The sequence below is a fragment of the Microbacterium sp. SY138 genome (genome assembly GCF_039729145.1).
Lineage (GTDB): Bacteria > Actinomycetota > Actinomycetes > Actinomycetales > Microbacteriaceae > Microbacterium > Microbacterium maritypicum_A.
Genome location: NZ_CP155793.1, coordinates 1223617 through 1239321 on the forward strand (window position 1 = coordinate 1223617; position 15705 = coordinate 1239321).

Genomic DNA, 15705 nt, shown 5'->3' on the forward strand with positions numbered 1-15705 from the left:
GGGCGTTCGACGCCGCTAGACTCACGGGATGAGTACTCCGCTGGACAGCCCCGATCAGGGCGGCGTGGCAACGCTTGATCGCGAACTGGAAGAGCTCCTCCGCGAGGAGAATCTCGAACCGGGTGACCATGAGCGCTTCTCGCATTACGTGAAGAAGGACAAGATCCTCGAGTCCGCGATCACCGGCAAGCCGGTGCGCGCGCTGTGCGGCAAGAAGTGGACCCCGGGCCGTGACCCGGAGAAGTTCCCGATCTGCCCCACATGCAAGGAGATCTACGAGTCGATGATCGGCTGACCTCAGTCGGCTTCGAGATACACGGTGGGAATCGCCGGGTCGGACTTGCTGAGCGCGAGCGCACGTACCGGGAGCTCTTCGCGCACACGCAGATGATGAGCGCGTGCCGCTGCCGTGCCGTCGACTCCCTCGTACGAGGAGTCGATCTCGCCTGCCTCGACGAACGTCACCTGCAGCGGGCGGCCGTCGGGGTGCTCGGCCGCAGTGTCGAGATCTTCGAAGCCGTCCGACACGACGACCGTCTCTGCGGTGGCGACGCCGTCGACCAGAGTGCGGAACGCCGCTTTGCGTCCGCCATGCGATGCCTTGTCGGCGGACGCCTTCGCGACGCCGATCCAGGACCCCTCCGCATCCTGGCGCGCCACCAGCTTGTAGACCATGCTGGCGGTCGGATACCCGGACCCGGTCACGACCGAGGTTCCGACCCCGTAGGCGTCGACGGGCGAGGCGGCGAGGGCGGCGATCGCGTACTCGTCGAGGTCGCTGGTCACGGTGATGCGTGTCGACGTCGCACCGAGTTCGTCGAGCTGCGCGCGGACATCGCCCGCGACGATCGGGAGGTCACCGGAATCGATCCGGACGCCGCCGAGCTCCGTGCCGGCGACGCGGATCGCCGTCTCGACACCCGTGCGGATGTCGTACGTGTCGACGAGCAGCGTCGTTCCGGTGCCCATGCTCGCGACCTGGGAGCGGAAGGCTTCCTCCTCTGTGTCGTGCAGCAGCGTCCAGGAGTGCGCGGCGGTGCCCATCGTGGGGATGCCCCAGCGTCGTCCGGCCTCGAGATTGCTGGTCGCCCCGAAACCGGCGATGTATGCGGCTCGGGCTGCGGCGACGGCCGAGCGCTCGGCGGCCCGGCGGGAGCCCATCTCGGCCAGCGGACGTTCGCCGGCGGCGATGCTCATGCGCGATGCGGCGGTGGCGACGGCGGAGTCGTGGTTGAGCACGCTCAGCGCGAGAGTCTCGAGCACCACCGCATCGGCGAACGTGCCCTCGACTGTGAGGATCGGAGAGCCCGGGAAGTACAGCTCGCCTTCGCGGTAGCCGCGGATGGATCCGGTGAACCGATAGTTCTCGAGGTGAGCGATGGACGCGGCATCCACGACGTTCTCGTCTCTGAGGAACCGCAGTTCGTCGTCGCCGAAGCGGAAGTCGCGCAAGAGGCCCAAAAGGCGGCCGGTGCCCGCGACGACACCGAAACGGCGGCCGCCGGACAACCGTCGGGAGAACAACTCGAAGACGCTGGGGCGGAACGCCGTCCCATCACGCAGGGAAGCGGCGAGCATCGTCAGCTCATAGCGGTCGGTGAGCAGCGCCGTCGACGTGGTCATGCGCTCAGTTTAGTGAGAGCGCCGATGCACGCGGCGGGTTCCGCGCGGGTAGGCTGGGGAGTCATGAACGACGCGCCGATCGGGATCTTCGACTCCGGTGTCGGCGGGCTCACGGTGGCGCGAGCCATCCGCGCCCAGCTGCCCCGGGAGTCGTTCGTCTACATCGGCGACACCGCCCACTCGCCGTACGGTCCGAAGCCCATCGCGGACGTGCGCCGCTACTCCCTCGAAGTGCTCGACACCCTGGTCGAGCAGGGCGTCAAGATGCTGGTGATCGCGTGCAACACCGCTTCCGCCGCCATGCTCCGCGACGCTCGCGAGCGCTACGACGTTCCCGTGGTCGAGGTGATCGGCCCCGCGGTGCGCCGCGCGGTCTCCACCACGCGCAACGGACGTGTCGGTGTGATCGGCACTGTCGGCACCATCGGCTCGCGCGCCTACCAGGACATGCTCGAGGTCAACGAGAGGCTGCAGGTGTTCACCGCCGCCTGCCCGCGCTTCGTCGAATTCGTCGAGGCCGGGATCACGGGTACCCCGGAGGTGCTCGCGGTCGCCGAGGAGTATCTCGCGCCCCTTCGAGACGCCGAGGTCGACACACTCGTGCTCGGCTGCACGCACTATCCGTTCCTTCGGGGCGCGATCAGCTACGTCATGGGAGAGGGCGTCACCCTCGTCTCCAGCGACGATGAGACGGCAGGCGACGTCTACCGCCAGCTCGTCCGGGGTGATCTGCTCGCGTCGCCGGATGCCACCGCCAGCTACGTGTACGAGGCCACCGGCGCCTCGACCGACGACTTCACCGCGCTGGCCAACCGCCTGATGGGCCGCGAGGTCCGGGACGTGCAACTGGTCCAGACCGGCGTGATCACCCTCCCCGAGATCGCTTTCGAGTAACCCGGATCGAGTCGCTCCGATTCGCTCCGCCATCCCGACCTGAAAGAAGCACATGTCCGAAATCGTCCGCGTCGACGGCCGCTCCACCGATCAGCTTCGTGAGATCACGATCGAGCGCGGTTGGAGCGCGCACGCCGAGGGATCGGCATTGATCAGCTTCGGCGGCACCAAGGTGCTGTGCACCGCCTCCTTCACCAACGGCGTCCCGCGCTGGCTGACCGGCAAGGGCAAGGGCTGGGTCACGGCCGAGTACTCCATGCTCCCGCGCGCCACGAACAGCCGGAACGACCGAGAGAGCGTCAAGGGCCGCATCGGCGGTCGCACCCACGAGATCTCGCGACTGATCGGGCGCGCGCTGCGGGCCGTCGTCGACACGAAGGCGCTCGGCGAGAACACGATCGTCATCGACTGCGACGTGCTGCAGGCCGATGGCGGCACGCGCACGGCGGCCATCACCGGCGCGTACGTGGCGCTCGCCGACGCGATCGAATGGGGCCGGGAGAAGAAGTTCATCGGCAAGAACTCCACGCCGCTGCTCGACTCGGTCGCCGCGGTGTCGGTCGGGATCATCGACGGCGAGCCCATGCTCGACCTGGCATATGTCGAGGACGTGCGCGCCGAGACCGACATGAATGTCGTGGTCACCGGCCGCGGGCTCTTCGTCGAGGTGCAGGGAACAGCCGAGGGCGCACCGTTCGACAAGCGGGAACTGGATGCGCTGCTCGAGCTCGGTCTGGCCGGATGCGCCGATCTGAAGGGCACGCAGATCGCCGCGTTGAAGGGGGAATGACGATGCGAGTCGTTCTCGCGACGCACAATCCGCACAAGGTCGCGGAGTTCCAGCAGATCGTGGAGCAGACACGCCCCGACCTCGAGATCGTCGGCTACGACGGTCCGGAGCCGGTGGAAGACGGCGTGACGTTCGCCGAGAATGCGCTCATCAAGGCGCGAGCGGCCGCCGCTCACACAGGACTCGCTGCGCTCGCCGACGACTCCGGCATCTGCGTCGACGTGCTCGGCGGGTCACCGGGGGTGTTCTCCGCCTACTGGGCGGGGCAGAAGAAGGACGCGACGGCGAATCTCGAGCTGCTGCTCGACCAGCTGCACGACATCGCCGACCCCCACCGCTCCGCGCACTTCACCTCGACGATCGCCCTCGTGCTGCCGGACGGCCGGGAGCAGGTCGTGGAGGGACGCTGGCCGGGTCGCCTGGCGCATACGGTGTCGGGCGCCGGCGGCTTCGGGTACGACCCGATCTTCATCCCTGACGGCCAGCCGGCAGGGGAGGAGCGGTCGGTGGGTGAGTTCTCCTCCGATGAGAAGCAGGCGCAGTCGCACCGAGCGCGCGCCTTCGCGGAACTGGTTCCGCTGCTTGCCGCGCTCTGAGCGCGGCGGCCGCGAGAAACCGCTGCTGAAGCTGAGAATCGTTACCCTTCCCGACTAGCCGGAACCCGCCTTCCGGCCCTCGATCCCGGTCTAGCCTGGGGGCATGCACGATCACGCACCCGCCCCCGGTGGCATCCGTTCCGCGAGCAGCAGACGCCTGCTCGCGATCTCGCTGTCCCTCACTGCGACGGTGATGCTCGTGCAGGTCGTCGGCGCACTGCTCTCGGGCTCTCTGGCGCTGCTCGCCGATGCCGCGCATATGTTCACAGATGCCTCCGGTCTCGTGATCGCCCTCATCGCCGCCACCGTCGCCGCACGTCCGGCCGACGACCGGCGCACTTTCGGGTACCAGCGCGCCGAGGTGTTCGGCGCGCTGATCAACGCGGTGATCCTGATCGCCCTCGCGACCTGGGTCGCGATCGAGGGGATCGGGCGACTCATCAATCCGGGGGAGGTCGAGGTCGCCGGCGGGCTGATGCTGGTCGTCGCCGTGGTCGGGCTCCTCGCGAACGCGGTGTCGATGTGGCTGTTGAGTCGTGCGCAGCGCACCAGCATCAACGTGCGCGGTGCGTACCTCGAAGTGATGGGAGATCTGATCGGTTCGGTGGCGGTCATCGTGGCAGCCGCGGTCATCCTCATCACCGGATGGATGCCGGCCGACGCCATCGCCTCGCTGTTCATCGCGGCGATGATCATCCCCCGGGCCATCGCGCTGCTGCGGGAGGTGTTCTCGGTTCTCGCCGAGTCCGCGCCGAAGGGCACGGCGGTGAGCGAGATCCGTACCCACCTGCTCGGGTACGACGGTGTCGTCGGGGTGCACGACGTCCATGTCTGGCAGCTGACCCGCGGGGCCCCGGTGTTCACGGCCCACGTCAGCATCGACCCGGAGCTGTTCGCCGACGGACGCTCGTCGCAGCTGTTGACCGAGATGCAGGCATGCCTCGCCGACCACTTCGACGTGGCGCACTCGACCTTCCAGATCGAGCCTGCGGAACAGGCGGACTGCGAACCGCGACACGCCTGAGCGATCCGGTCCTGACCTCAGCTTTCGACGGCGATCTCGTGCGGGCTCTTGTCCGGGCGGAGCCCCCGCCAACGGGCATGGCGGAGCACACCGTCGGGCGTCCAGTTCGCGAACTCGACCTCGCCCACGACTTCCGGACGCACCCACAGGGCGTCGGAGGCATCGGGCGCGGGGACGCCGTCGAGTGGGGCAGCGTCCACGCGCAGCGGATCGAGTCGTGCGAGCAGGTCGCGCAGTATTCGGTCGGTGAATCCGGTCCCCACACGTCCGACGTAGCGGAGACCGCCCGTTCCTCGGTCCGGATCGGGCACGGCGAGCAGCAGAGATCCGAGCGTGCTCTCCCTGTCGCCCTTCCCTGGCCGGATACCGACGATCACCGCCTCCTGCATCCGCGTGTGCTTCAGCTTCAGCCACGAGGGGGAGCGCTGCCCTGGCCGGTATCGCGACTGAGGATCCTTGACGACGACGCCCTCGAGTCCGAACTCCCTGCTCGCGGCGAGTGCCGCGTCCACGTCGTCGAACACGGGAGGGACCTGCACGGGGGCGTCGAGATCGTCGATCAGCTCCTCGAGCAGGGTCCTGCGTTCGCGCAGAGTCATACCGGTGAGGTCGTGTCCGTCGAGACGCAGCAGGTCGAACAGCATGTAGACGACGGGGGTGCGGACCACTTCGCGTTCGATCTCGCGTGGCCGGGTGAGGTGCATCCGGTTCTGGAGGAGGGAGAAGCTCGGCCGGCCGTGGGAGTCGAACGCGACGATCTCGCCGTCGACGACGGCATCCGCCACGGGGAGGAAGGGGGCGCCGTCAGCGGTGAGTTCGGGATACCGGGCCGTGATGTCCGTGCCGCGGCGCGCGTGCAGCAGCATGCGCCCGTCTGCCCAGGTGCCCATCGCACGGATGCCGTCCCACTTCACCTCGACCCACGAGGGGTCGCTCAGTGCACGTGCCACTCCGGGGGTGCCGTTCTCCGCGAGCATCGGCGCCATCGACGCCGTGGCCGGAGGGGCGACAGCGGCGACAGGGGCGGGAGAGCTTCGGGGATATCGATGGGAGTGATGGGTCTTCGCGGGTTGCGGGAGCGGAGTCGTCGCCGGCGGGCGGAGCATCGCGAGCGGGTCGATTCCCGCGGCGGCTCGCGCGAGCACCTCGTCGAGGTCGAGCTGCGCGAGTTCCGGGGCGTCGAGTTCCTCCCACGTGCGAGGGGCCGCCACCCAGGGCTGTGCACGTCCGCGGAGGGAGTAGGGCGAGATGGTGGTCTTCTTGCCGTTGTTCTGGCTCCAGTCGAGGAACACCTTTCCCCCTCGGACCGCCTTCGCCATGACGCTGGTCGCGAGGTCCGGGTGATCGCTCTCGATCATCCGTGCGAGTTCCTTGACGACGGCGGAGACCTCGTCGCTCGTCTGCTCGCCGGGCAATGACGCGTAGAGGTGGATGCCCTTGCTTCCGCTGGTCACCGGCAGAGGGTCGAGCCCCATGCCGGACAGGAGGACGCGCGCGATGCGGGCGACCTCGGCACACTGCGACAGCCCCACGCCGGGGCCGGGATCGAGATCGAGGACGAGTCGATCGGGGTTGCCGGGAAGGCCCGCGGAGGAGAAGCGCCACTGCGGCACATGCAGCTCGATGGCGGCGACCTGCGCAAGCCACACGAGAGTCGGGATGTCCTGGACGAGGGGGTATTCCTTCGGACCGTCCGAGTGCTGGATCGCCTGTCGAGGAATCCACGAGGGGGCGCCCGGTTCGAGCTGTTTCGTGAAGAAGGCGTCGGCCGGGGCATCCGCGGTCCCGACGCCCTCGACCCAGCGTTTGCGCGTGACGGGGCGCCCGGCGAGGAGGGGGAGCAGGAGTGGAGCGATGGCCGTGTAGTAGGCGATGACCTCGCCCTTGGTGGTGCCGGTGGAGGGGTAGACGACTTTGTCGAGGTTCGTCACCCGCAGACGACGACCGTCGACCTGCACGATCTGCGCGTCTGCGACCATGGGGCCAGCGTAGTCAAGGCGCAGCATCGCCAGGGGTAGCGTCGCCAGGGGTAGCGCCGCCAGGGTAGCGCCGTCAAGGGGCTGGCGCCCTCAAGGGGCTGGTCGTGACGGCTGTGACTGGTGTCTACTGGTGTGATGAGGACGATCTGGAAGGGCGCACTGACGTTCGGGCTCGTGAATGTGCCGGTCAAGGTGTACTCCGCGACCGAGGACCACGACGTGCCGCTGCATCAGGTGCACGAGAAGGACGGCGGGCGCATCCGTTATCAGCGCACCTGCGAAGTCTGCGGAGAGACCGTGGCGTACGCCGACATCGACCGCGCCTACGTCGACGAAGGCCAGACCGTCGTGCTGACGAAGGACGACCTCGCCGCCCTCCCCGCGGAGAAGAGCCGGGAGATCGACGTCGTCGAGTTCGTGCCCTCCGAACAGGTCGACCTGCTCACGCTCGACAAGCCGTACTACCTCGAACCCGATTCGAAGTCGCCCAAGGCGTATGTGCTGCTGCGGAAGACGCTCGAACAGACGGACCGCACGGCGATCGTGCGCTTCACACTTCGGCAGAAGACACGGCTCGCCGCGCTCCGGGTGCGGGGGAAGGTCCTCGTGCTGCAGACCCTGCTCTGGGCCGATGAGGTGCGCGAAGCCGCGTTCCCCTCGCTGGACGAGGACGTGCGGATCTCGAAGAAGGAGCTGGAGCTCTCGGCCTCGCTCGTCGACAGCTACTCGGCGGACTTCGACCCCGAGGCATTCGTCGACGAGTACCAGAAGGAGCTCCGTACCCTCATCGACGCGAAGATCGAGGCGGGCGACACGTTCGACGTGGCCGAGACCTTCGGGGAAGCAGAGAAAGCGGCCGAGGGCGGCGAGGTCATCGACCTCATGGAGGCGCTGCGCGCGAGCGTGGCGCGCTCGAAGGAAGAGCGCGCGAAGAACGCGGGGTGATCATCGGGTGCCGAGGAACCGGCACCCGATGATCGATCAGTGCTTGCCGTCGCCGTCCAGGTCAGGGGCGCGGTCGAACACGTCGGCGTCGAGCACGAGTTCCTGCGCTTCCTCGGCATCGGTGACCACGTCTTCGCCGGCCGCCTCGGCCTTCTTCGCCTTGTGGCGCTCGGACAGGTAGTGCCACAGCGTGACGAGTGCGGTGCCACCGACGGCCGCGAGCAGGATGAGGTCGATGTAGCTCTCCACGAACTCGGCGACCGGCGGGATGAACCCGATGAGGTAGCCGAACATCGTGAGCCCGAAGCCCCAGAGGACCGCACCGATCAGGTTGTAGAGCGTGTACTTGCGCCACGGCATGTGGCCGACGCCGGCGGCGACCGGGGCGAAGGTCCGCACGATCGGCACGAAGCGCGCGAGGATCACGGTGATGCCGCCGAAGCGCTCGAAGAACGCGTTCGTGCGTTCGACGTTCTTCTTGCTGAAGAGGCCCGATTCCTTGCGCTCGAAGACCGCCGGTCCGCCCTTGTGGCCGATGACGTATCCGACTTCACCGCCCACGAACGCCGCGAGGCCGATCAGGAGGGCGACCCACCAGACGTTGATGCCGAAGACGCCGTGCTCGGAGCCCGCGATCGGGTGCGAGAGCAGGCCGGCGATCACCAGGAGGGTGTCACCGGGAAGTAGGAATCCGACGAGCAGACCGGTCTCGGCGAAGATGATGAAGCACACCACGAGCAGTGCCCACGGCCCGGCGGTCCCGATGATCGTCGCAGGATCGAGCCAGGGGATGAGAGCGGTCGGTGCGTGCAGCATGGTTTCGAGCACTGGGGGAGTCCCGTCGGTCGTGAATGGTCGGCGGTAGAACAGAGCGATGTCGTGACGACCGGAGAAAGGTCGTCGTCGTCTCTCGTGCGGAAGGTGGGACTTGAACCCACACGCCCTGGGGCACAGGAACCTAAATCCTGCGTGTCTGCCAATTCCACCACTCCCGCGCGGTGGAATCAGTCTACTGATCACCGAATCCGCGTGTCTGGGGATCAGCCCGTAGTCCGCGCCGTCCGACGGTCGGGCGCGGGGAAGGCCTGTGGATAACTTCCGAGGCAGGCCTCGGATTGTTGCGAGGATGCCGGGGTGAGTCATCCGTCCGCCCTTGTCGCCGAGCGCGTGCGGTCGCGTCTGCGTGCAGAGGGCATCGATCCGTCCGTCGATCCGGACGCGGCGTGGCGGATCACCCACGCCGAGGTCCGGCGTCACGACGATCTCGCCCTCGCCCGCGGCGAGGCCCTGATCGACGATGAAGCGGCGTGTGTGAGAGAGGTCATGGCGTCGCTCAGCGGATTCGGTGCGCTGCAACCGCTGCTCGACGATCCGGAGATCGAGGAGATCTGGTTCAACGGAACGGGACACGTGCACGTCGCGCGAGAGGGAACGGCCGAGCGGACGACCCTTCGTCTCGACGAAGGGACCGTGCGCGACGTCGTCGAGCGCATGCTGCAGTCGACCGGTCGGCGGGTCGACATCAGCCAGCCGTTCGTGGATGCTTCGCTGCCGGACGGGTCCCGTCTGCATGTGGCGATCGCTGATGTGGTGAGGGGCTCGTGGGCGGTCAACATCCGCAAGTTCCTGCCGAAGTACCGATCTCTCGGAGCGCTCGCCGCGCAGGGGATGATGCCCGCCGATGTCGCCGAGCTGCTGCGGACGGCGATGAACGACGGCAAGAGCGTGATCGTCTCCGGCGCCACGCACGCGGGGAAGACCACGATGCTCGGCGCGCTGCTGGCCTCGTGCGCCGACGTTCAACGCATCGTCACGGTGGAGGAGACGTTCGAACTGGCCGTGGAGGGGCCCGATCTCGTCGCGTTGCAGGGGCGACAGGCGAGCCTCGAGGGGACCGGGGAGATCACGTTGCGCAGGCTGGTGAAGGAGGCGTTGAGGATGCGACCGGACCGTCTCGTGGTCGGCGAGGTCCGCGACGCGGAAGCTCTCGATCTGGTCCTCGCGCTCAACACCGGGGTGCCGGGCGCATGCACCGTGCATGCGAATTCTGCGGCCGAGGCCATCGAGAAGCTCACGATCCTTCCACTCTTGGCCGGGCGGAACATCGATCGCGAGTTCATCGCCCCTGCACTCGCCGCGTCTGTCGACCTGGTCGTGCACTGCGCCAGGGACCGCGCGGGGCAGCGACACGTGCAGGAGATCATCGCCCCGACCGGCGACCTCGCCGGAGGACGGCTCCAGACCAGGAACGTCTACCGGGCAGGAGCGCCAACGAGCGACGGCATCGGCACCGGCCGCAGCGAGCCACGCCTGATCGGGATCGTGTCGTGACAGTTTTCGTCGGCGCCCTCCTCGCGGCCGGGGTGCTTCTGTGCCTGTCGCCCTGGATGTGGCCGCGATCAGACGCGGCCGAGGTGGCCACCCGGCGAGGGCGACTCGTCCGCCTGATCGAGGAGGCCGGCTTCGACCGGCTCTCCCGGCGCACGCTCCTCGTCATCGTCACCGCGGCCGGACTGATAGCCGCATCGGTCGCCTGGCTCCTGACCGGGATCGCCGTACTCGCGCTGCTGGCGGGCGTCGCGGGAGCCGTCGCACCCATCGCGTTGTTGCGGGGGCGCCGAGCGCGGTTGCGACGGTTGCGGCGACAGCTCTGGCCGGACGTGTGCGATCTCCTGATCGCGGCGATCCGCGTGGGCCTGTCGCTCCCCGACGCAGTGGCGAGCCTGGCGGAGTCCGCGCCGAAGACGCTGAGACCGGCATTCGTCGTGTTCGCGAGAGATCTGCGTGCGAGCGGCAGATTCGAGACCAGCCTCGACCGACTCAAATCCACGCTGGCCGACCCCATCGGCGATCGCATCGCCGAGACACTGCGGATGGCGCGTCAGGTCGGTGGCACGGAACTGATCAGTGTGCTGCGCGCGCTGTCGAGTTCGGTGCGGGCGGATGCCGCCCTGCGGGGCGAAGTCGAGGCTCGCCAGTCATGGATCCGGGGCGCGGCCGTCCTCGGCGCGATCGCCCCCTGGGTGATCATGGGGCTGCTCGTTCTCCGGCCTGAGGGAGCAGCAGCGTATGGCACTCCCGAAGGGATGCTCGTGATCTGCCTGGGAGCAGCGGTGTCGGTGGTCGCGTTTCACATCATGGTCCGCATCGGCAGGCTTCCTGAGCCGCGGCGGTGGTTCGGGTGAACGGGGTCTCGGCGCTTGCGATCGCGGTTCTGATCGGGTGCGGCTTCGCTGCGGGGATGCTGAGCATCCTCTCCGTGCTTCCGCGCTGGAGAGCGGCATCTCTCGTCGTGCGGATCGGGCCGTATGTGCGCGATGTCGTCGCTGACGACTACCTGCCCCGAGGTGTCCTCCCCGCGGTGGGATCACTTCCCACGAGCGGGCGGACGCTGTGGGAGCGTGCGCGGGGCGCTTTCGAGAGGCTGGTCGGCGGGGGAGAGGCTCTCCGCCAGCGCCTCGCGCAGGCGGGTGTGCGCACGAGCCCCGCATCGTTCCGTGGTCGGCAACTGGGCTGGGGCCTCGCCGGGATCGGCGTGGGCGCAGTCGTGCTGACCGTGCTCGCGCTGGCCGGACGGCTGACGGTGCCGACGAGTGTGATGCCGCTGCTCTGCGGGGCGGCTGCCGCCGCTGCGTACGACCTTCAGCTCTCTGTGAGGGCCAAGGCTCGCCGGGTGCGACTCACCGACGAGCTCCCGACGACTCTCGAGTTCCTGGATCTGTGCCTCTCCGCAGGTGAGGGGTTCCTCGATTCTCTGCGTCGGGTGGCCGACGTGGGCTCCGGCGAACTCACTGCTCGCGATGGAGGTGGAGGCTCGTGCACCTGCCGAGACTTTCGGAGAAGAATGACGAGGGATCGGCCGCGCTCGAGTTCATCGCGGTGGGGGTGATCCTTCTCGTGCCGCTCATCTATCTCGTGATCGCGCTCGGTGCGATCCAGGAACAGACGCTCGGAGCCGAGGCAGCAGCACGGCACGTCGCCCGTGTCGTCGCGCGCGCACCCGATGCGATGACGGCGGCGGAGAGGAGCGATGCGGTGCTGGCGGGGATCGTGGACGAGTACGGTCTGGATGAGGAAGCGGTGAATCTGACGATCGCCTGCACCCCACGCGCGGTCGAGTGCCCGTCAGCCGGGGCGACCATCGTCGTCACCGTCACGACGTCGGTGCGGCTTCCATTGGTGCCGGAGATGCTCGGACTCGATCGCTCGACCGCTGTCCCCGTGCAAGCCGAAGCGGTGCAGAAGGTGTCGCGACTGTGGGGCGCAGAATGAGAGACCTGTCCCGGACAGGGACGGGCGCCGTCGGCGACCACGAAGAGGGGAGTGTGCTGCTCCTCACCCTCGGCTACGTGCTTCTGGCTCTGGCTGTGATCTTCGTGTGCGTCTGCGCGACCGATCTCTACATCGCCCAGAAGCGGTTGGATGCGCTCGCAGATTCCGCCGCGCTCGCCGGAGCGGACGGCTTCACCCTGGCGGTGCGCGACGGCAGCGTGCGTGCCGAACTCACGGATGACGGCGTCGAGCAGCAAGCCGAGGCGATGGTGTCCGCCTTGCCGGGGGAGGCGTCGATCACCGCCGCAGGCACGCCTGACGGCGTCACCGCACGAGTCACCGTCACGGCGGAGTGGCGTCCGCCCTTGGTGTCCGTGTTCGTGCCCGACGGCGTCCCGCTGGAGTCGACCGCCACGAGTCGCACCGCCCTGCGGTGACCGGCCCCTGCGGTGACCGGCCCCTGCGGTGACCGGCCCCTGCGGTGACCGGCCCCTGCGGTGACCGGCCCCTGCGGTGACCGGCCGCTGGGGATCAGCGTGGGGCGCGCAGCTGCGCGAGCAGTCCGTCGAGTCGAGGAACGAGCTGCGGCGGCACCTCGGCCGGCAGCGCGTCGACCGGCCACCAGCGCAGGTCTTCCGATTCCTCGCTCACCGTGAGCGCAACGTCGCGGTCGACGACCACGGCGATCCCGACGTCGAGGTGCGAGGCGCAGGAGCCGAAGCGGGACGAAAGTCCGTGATGGTCGAGATCGTAGGCGAGAGGTGCGGCCGCCGGGTCCACCGCGATACCCGTCTCCTCGCGCAGTTCGCGCAATGCACCGCTCAGGACTGAATCGTCTCCGTCCTCGACGTGACCTCCCGGCTGCACCCAGAACTGCCCCTTGCGATGGAAGACGAGCAGCGTGTGCTCGAGCGACACATCGAATACAACACATGACGCGGTGAGGTGATCCGGGCCCGACTCACGATGCACCGGGCCTCCGTCGGCCCCGAAGAACGAGGCGAAGTCGGCCTGCGCGGCGCGGTCGCGCTCCGATCGGGGAGCGAAGGCCGAGATGAGGCGGTGGGCGTCCGCTTCCAGAGTCGAGATCATTCCTGTTCTCCTTCGGAGGAGTCGTCGTCGGCTTCCGGTCGCTCGCGAGGGACGAACTGCGGGATCCAGCGCAGGAAGCCGAGGGCGCCGACCAGACCGACCACACCCATCGCGGCCGCCGCGAACGGCAGGGCGGCGACAGCGGTGATGGCCGAGACCAGTAGCGGAGCGATCGCCCCGCCCGCGTCGGTGAGCGTGCGCCAGGAACCGAGGAAGGCCGCGGGTTCGCGCTTCGGCGCGACGTCGGCGCCCAGGGTCAGCAGGATCCCGCTCGACAGGCCGTTGCCGACACCGAGGACCGCGGCGAACATGCCGAACCACAGCACCGCCGCATCGACATCGTGCGTGAAGGACAGCGCGAGGAAGCCGGCTCCCATCAGCACCATCGCGGGCATCGCCGCCCACAGTCGACCGAAGCGATCCATCACCTGCCCGCTCGCGTAGAACAGGGCGAAGTCGATGGCCCCGGAGACACCGACGACGAGGGCGATGGTCGAGGCGTCCAATCCCAGCGACAGTCCCCACAGGGGCAGAACGACCTGACGAGCCGAGCGCACGGCGGAGAGCGACGCGGCGGCGAGTCCGAGGCGTCCGAGCACCGCCCGCTGGCGCCACATCGTCTGGAAGATGCCCAGGCGTTCGACTGTCGGGATCGACCCGCTCACCGCCTCGCCGGAGTCTTCCAGATAGCGCTCGTGGGCGGTCGCCGGAACGGGAGGGATCATCTTCTCCGGGTCGGGCCCGAAGAGCACCAGCACCACCATGACCACGAGACAGGCGAGGAAGAACCAGATCGCCGCGCTCTCACTCCCGAACAGCTGCAGGAGTCCTGCGGCCACGAACGGTCCGATGAAGATGCCGAGGCGGAAGCTGCCGCCGAGAAGGGAGAGGGAGCGCGCGCGGAAGGTGACCGGCACCCGAGTGGTCATGAAGGCGTGCCGGGCGAGACCGAAGGCCGCCGCGCAGATCCCGAGGAGGAACACGGATGCCGCCAGCACGCCCAGCGACGGCGCGAACACCATCCCGATCCCGGCGACGATCGCGATCACGCCGGCGATCACCATCGTGTATCTCTCGCCGATCTTGCCCACTGCCCATCCGGCGGGGAGATTCCCGCACAGCTGCCCGATGACGAGCGCGGAGGCCACGAGTGCCGCGAACGCCACGTCTGCGCCCATGGATGCGGCGAGCACCGGGATCAGCGGGATCACGGCTCCCTCGCCGAGTGCGAAGAGGATCGTCGGCAGGTACACCATGGGTCCGAACTGCCGAAGGACCGTCGATGCACTGCTCACAGCTTCACGCTACTCCGCTCGACCAGGGATCTCGGACGACGGGGTCCCCGCGCGGGCAGGCGGCACGTTAGGCTGAGGTGTCATGCTCGAACTAGATCTCTCCGCCGAAATCCAGGCGCTCAGGCACACCTTCGGCGACATCAGCGAGGTCGTCGATGTCTCCCGTCTCCGCGACGACATCGCGCGTCTCAGCGAGGAGGCCGGCGCCCCCGACCTCTGGGACGACACCGAGAACGCGCAGAAGGTGACCAGCGCACTCAGCCACCGTCAGTCCGAGCTCGCCCGCATCACCGGCATCGCTCAGCGTCTCGACGACCTCGAGGTGCTCGTCGGGCTCGCGAACGAGATGGGCGATGAGGACTCCGCACAGGAGGCTCGTGCCGAACTCGCCGCCCTCACCGAACTGATCAACCAGCTCGAGGTGCAGACGCTGCTCGACGGCGAATACGACGAGCGATCCGCGATCATCACGATCCGCTCCGGCGCGGGCGGCGACGACGCCACCGATTTCGCCGAGATGCTGATGCGCATGTACCTGCGCTGGGCGGAACGGCACAAGTACCCGGTCAAGGTCATGGACACGTCCTACGCAGAGGGCGCGGGCATCAAGTCGGCGACCTTCGAGATCGACGCGCCCTACGCCTTCGGCACCATCTCGGTCGAGGCCGGAACGCATCGCCTCGCGCGCATCAGCCCGTTCGGCTCGGCCGACAAGCGCCAGACGTCGTTCGCCGCCGTCGAGGTCATCCCGCTGATGGAGGAGGCCACCGAGGTCGACATCCCGGAGAGCGATATCCGCGTCGACGTCTTCCGCTCCTCCGGTCCCGGTGGGCAGTCGGTCAACACGACTGACTCGGCCGTGCGCCTCACCCACCTCCCGACCGGCATCGTCGTCTCCATGCAGAACGAGAAGTCGCAGATCCAGAACCGCGCCGCAGCGATGCGCGTGCTGCAGACCCGATTGCTGCTGCTGCAGAAGGAGCAGGAGGCGGCGAAGAAGAAGGAGCTCGCGGGCAACATCACCGCGAGCTGGGGCGACCAGATGCGCTCCTACTTCCTCTACGGCCAGCAGCTGGTGAAAGACCTCCGCACGGGTCAGGAGTCCGGCAACCCCGCGGCCGTCTTCGACGGCGATCTCGACGACTTCATCTCCGCGGGCATCCGTTGGCGTAAGCGCAAGATCGAGGACTGAGTC

The 15705-nt window shown here is 68.3% G+C and carries 17 protein-coding genes and 1 tRNA gene; 12 read left to right on the forward strand and 6 right to left on the reverse strand.

The window, feature by feature from the left end; translation table 11 throughout:
• The first annotated feature begins 28 nt into the window (after nucleotides 1–28).
• Nucleotides 29–295 carry a DUF3039 domain-containing protein gene (locus tag ABDC25_RS05710; protein WP_026049764.1) on the forward strand — a complete coding sequence of 89 codons (267 nt, stop codon included), beginning with the start codon at nucleotides 29–31 and terminating at the stop codon, nucleotides 293–295.
• A gap of 2 nt (nucleotides 296–297) precedes the next feature.
• Here the strand turns inward: ABDC25_RS05710 and ABDC25_RS05715 are convergent, their stop codons facing one another.
• Nucleotides 298–1623: a nicotinate phosphoribosyltransferase gene (locus tag ABDC25_RS05715; protein ID WP_021199674.1), complete on the reverse strand. Its 1326-nt coding sequence runs from the start codon at nucleotides 1621–1623 to the stop codon at nucleotides 298–300.
• A gap of 63 nt (nucleotides 1624–1686) precedes the next feature.
• Here ABDC25_RS05715 and murI point away from each other — a divergent pair, with 63 nt between their 5' ends.
• The 4 genes from murI to ABDC25_RS05735 all read left to right on the forward strand — a co-directional run bounded on the left by murI (nucleotide 1687) and on the right by ABDC25_RS05735 (nucleotide 4927).
• Nucleotides 1687–2517, forward strand: a complete 831-nt coding sequence (gene murI / locus ABDC25_RS05720) for a glutamate racemase (RefSeq protein WP_021199673.1) — start codon at nucleotides 1687–1689, stop codon at nucleotides 2515–2517.
• A gap of 52 nt (nucleotides 2518–2569) precedes the next feature.
• A complete protein-coding gene (gene rph / locus ABDC25_RS05725) occupies nucleotides 2570–3307 on the forward strand; it encodes a ribonuclease PH (RefSeq protein WP_167253438.1) in 738 nt (245 codons plus the stop codon).
• Nucleotides 3304–3903, forward strand: coding sequence for an RdgB/HAM1 family non-canonical purine NTP pyrophosphatase (gene rdgB, locus ABDC25_RS05730; RefSeq protein WP_347125266.1), 600 nt, complete (start codon nucleotides 3304–3306; stop codon nucleotides 3901–3903). Before rph ends, rdgB begins: the two co-directional genes overlap by 4 nt.
• 103 nt (nucleotides 3904–4006) lie before the next feature.
• The gene (locus ABDC25_RS05735; protein WP_021199670.1) at nucleotides 4007–4927 is read left to right on the forward strand and encodes a cation diffusion facilitator family transporter; all 921 of its coding nucleotides are present in this window, start codon (nucleotides 4007–4009) and stop codon (nucleotides 4925–4927) included.
• 17 nt (nucleotides 4928–4944) lie between these two features.
• On the opposite strand, the gene ligD is transcribed toward ABDC25_RS05735, so the two are convergent.
• Nucleotides 4945–6906: a non-homologous end-joining DNA ligase gene (gene ligD, locus ABDC25_RS05740; RefSeq protein ID WP_347125269.1), complete on the reverse strand. Its 1962-nt coding sequence runs from the start codon at nucleotides 6904–6906 to the stop codon at nucleotides 4945–4947.
• Between the two features lie 135 nt (nucleotides 6907–7041).
• On the opposite strand from ligD, the gene ABDC25_RS05745 reads away from it, so the two are divergent.
• Nucleotides 7042–7851, forward strand: coding sequence for a Ku protein (locus ABDC25_RS05745; RefSeq protein WP_029265674.1), 810 nt, complete (start codon nucleotides 7042–7044; stop codon nucleotides 7849–7851).
• Between the two features lie 36 nt (nucleotides 7852–7887).
• Here the strand turns inward: ABDC25_RS05745 and ABDC25_RS05750 are convergent, their stop codons facing one another.
• Nucleotides 7888–8667, reverse strand: a complete 780-nt coding sequence (locus tag ABDC25_RS05750; protein WP_168441054.1) for a VTT domain-containing protein — start codon at nucleotides 8665–8667, stop codon at nucleotides 7888–7890.
• A gap of 97 nt (nucleotides 8668–8764) precedes the next feature.
• Nucleotides 8765–8846: transfer RNA gene (locus tag ABDC25_RS05755), tRNA-Leu, on the reverse strand.
• Between the two features lie 139 nt (nucleotides 8847–8985).
• On the opposite strand from ABDC25_RS05755, the gene ABDC25_RS05760 reads away from it, so the two are divergent.
• Genes ABDC25_RS05760 through ABDC25_RS05780 form a run of 5 tightly spaced genes read left to right on the forward strand, consistent with a single transcriptional unit; the run spans nucleotide 8986 to nucleotide 12560 of the window.
• The gene (locus ABDC25_RS05760) at nucleotides 8986–10182 is read left to right on the forward strand and encodes an ATPase, T2SS/T4P/T4SS family (RefSeq protein WP_347125271.1); all 1197 of its coding nucleotides are present in this window, start codon (nucleotides 8986–8988) and stop codon (nucleotides 10180–10182) included.
• Nucleotides 10179–11036 (forward strand): type II secretion system F family protein, encoded by an 858-nt coding sequence (locus ABDC25_RS05765; RefSeq protein ID WP_347125273.1) that lies wholly within the window; start codon nucleotides 10179–10181, stop codon nucleotides 11034–11036. Before ABDC25_RS05760 ends, ABDC25_RS05765 begins: the two co-directional genes overlap by 4 nt.
• The gene (locus ABDC25_RS05770; protein ID WP_347125275.1) at nucleotides 11033–11740 is read left to right on the forward strand and encodes a type II secretion protein F; all 708 of its coding nucleotides are present in this window, start codon (nucleotides 11033–11035) and stop codon (nucleotides 11738–11740) included. The genes ABDC25_RS05765 and ABDC25_RS05770 overlap by 4 nt, the downstream gene beginning before the upstream one ends.
• Nucleotides 11737–12123 carry a TadE family protein gene (locus ABDC25_RS05775; protein WP_347125277.1) on the forward strand — a complete coding sequence of 129 codons (387 nt, stop codon included), beginning with the start codon at nucleotides 11737–11739 and terminating at the stop codon, nucleotides 12121–12123. The genes ABDC25_RS05770 and ABDC25_RS05775 overlap by 4 nt, the downstream gene beginning before the upstream one ends.
• Nucleotides 12120–12560, forward strand: coding sequence for a pilus assembly protein TadG-related protein (locus tag ABDC25_RS05780; protein ID WP_046398939.1), 441 nt, complete (start codon nucleotides 12120–12122; stop codon nucleotides 12558–12560). The genes ABDC25_RS05775 and ABDC25_RS05780 overlap by 4 nt, the downstream gene beginning before the upstream one ends.
• Nucleotides 12561–12654: 94 nt before the next feature.
• On the opposite strand, the gene ABDC25_RS05785 is transcribed toward ABDC25_RS05780, so the two are convergent.
• Nucleotides 12655–13215 carry an NUDIX domain-containing protein gene (locus tag ABDC25_RS05785; RefSeq protein ID WP_347125279.1) on the reverse strand — a complete coding sequence of 187 codons (561 nt, stop codon included), beginning with the start codon at nucleotides 13213–13215 and terminating at the stop codon, nucleotides 12655–12657.
• Entirely contained in the window at nucleotides 13212–14471 is a 1260-nt protein-coding gene (locus ABDC25_RS05790; RefSeq protein WP_347125941.1) for an MFS transporter, read from the reverse strand. The genes ABDC25_RS05785 and ABDC25_RS05790 overlap by 4 nt, the downstream gene beginning before the upstream one ends.
• A gap of 121 nt (nucleotides 14472–14592) precedes the next feature.
• On the opposite strand from ABDC25_RS05790, the gene prfB reads away from it, so the two are divergent.
• Complete coding sequence (gene prfB, locus ABDC25_RS05795) at nucleotides 14593–15702, forward strand: peptide chain release factor 2 (protein ID WP_021199789.1); 1110 nt, start codon at nucleotides 14593–14595, stop codon at nucleotides 15700–15702.
• Nucleotides 15703–15705 lie beyond the last annotated feature (3 nt).

Bases quoted from the DNA above. Each gene is read 5' to 3' on its own strand.
- ligD (WP_347125269.1), bottom strand. From the start codon at position 6,906: ATGGTCGCAGACGCGCAGATCGTGCAGGTCGACGGTCGTCGTCTGCGG.
- ABDC25_RS05785 (WP_347125279.1), bottom strand. From the start codon at position 13,215: ATGATCTCGACTCTGGAAGCGGACGCCCACCGCCTCATCTCGGCCTTC.
- ABDC25_RS05710 (WP_026049764.1), top strand. From the start codon at position 29: ATGAGTACTCCGCTGGACAGCCCCGATCAGGGCGGCGTGGCAACGCTT.
- murI (WP_021199673.1), top strand. From the start codon at position 1,687: ATGAACGACGCGCCGATCGGGATCTTCGACTCCGGTGTCGGCGGGCTC.
- ABDC25_RS05750 (WP_168441054.1), bottom strand. From the start codon at position 8,667: ATGCTGCACGCACCGACCGCTCTCATCCCCTGGCTCGATCCTGCGACG.
- ABDC25_RS05780 (WP_046398939.1), top strand. From the start codon at position 12,120: ATGAGAGACCTGTCCCGGACAGGGACGGGCGCCGTCGGCGACCACGAA.
- ABDC25_RS05790 (WP_347125941.1), bottom strand. From the start codon at position 14,471: ATGGTGTACCTGCCGACGATCCTCTTCGCACTCGGCGAGGGAGCCGTG.
- rph (WP_167253438.1), top strand. From the start codon at position 2,570: ATGTCCGAAATCGTCCGCGTCGACGGCCGCTCCACCGATCAGCTTCGT.
- prfB (WP_021199789.1), top strand. From the start codon at position 14,593: ATGCTCGAACTAGATCTCTCCGCCGAAATCCAGGCGCTCAGGCACACC.
- ABDC25_RS05745 (WP_029265674.1), top strand. From the start codon at position 7,042: ATGAGGACGATCTGGAAGGGCGCACTGACGTTCGGGCTCGTGAATGTG.
- ABDC25_RS05715 (WP_021199674.1), bottom strand. From the start codon at position 1,623: ATGACCACGTCGACGGCGCTGCTCACCGACCGCTATGAGCTGACGATG.
- rdgB (WP_347125266.1), top strand. From the start codon at position 3,304: ATGACGATGCGAGTCGTTCTCGCGACGCACAATCCGCACAAGGTCGCG.
- ABDC25_RS05735 (WP_021199670.1), top strand. From the start codon at position 4,007: ATGCACGATCACGCACCCGCCCCCGGTGGCATCCGTTCCGCGAGCAGC.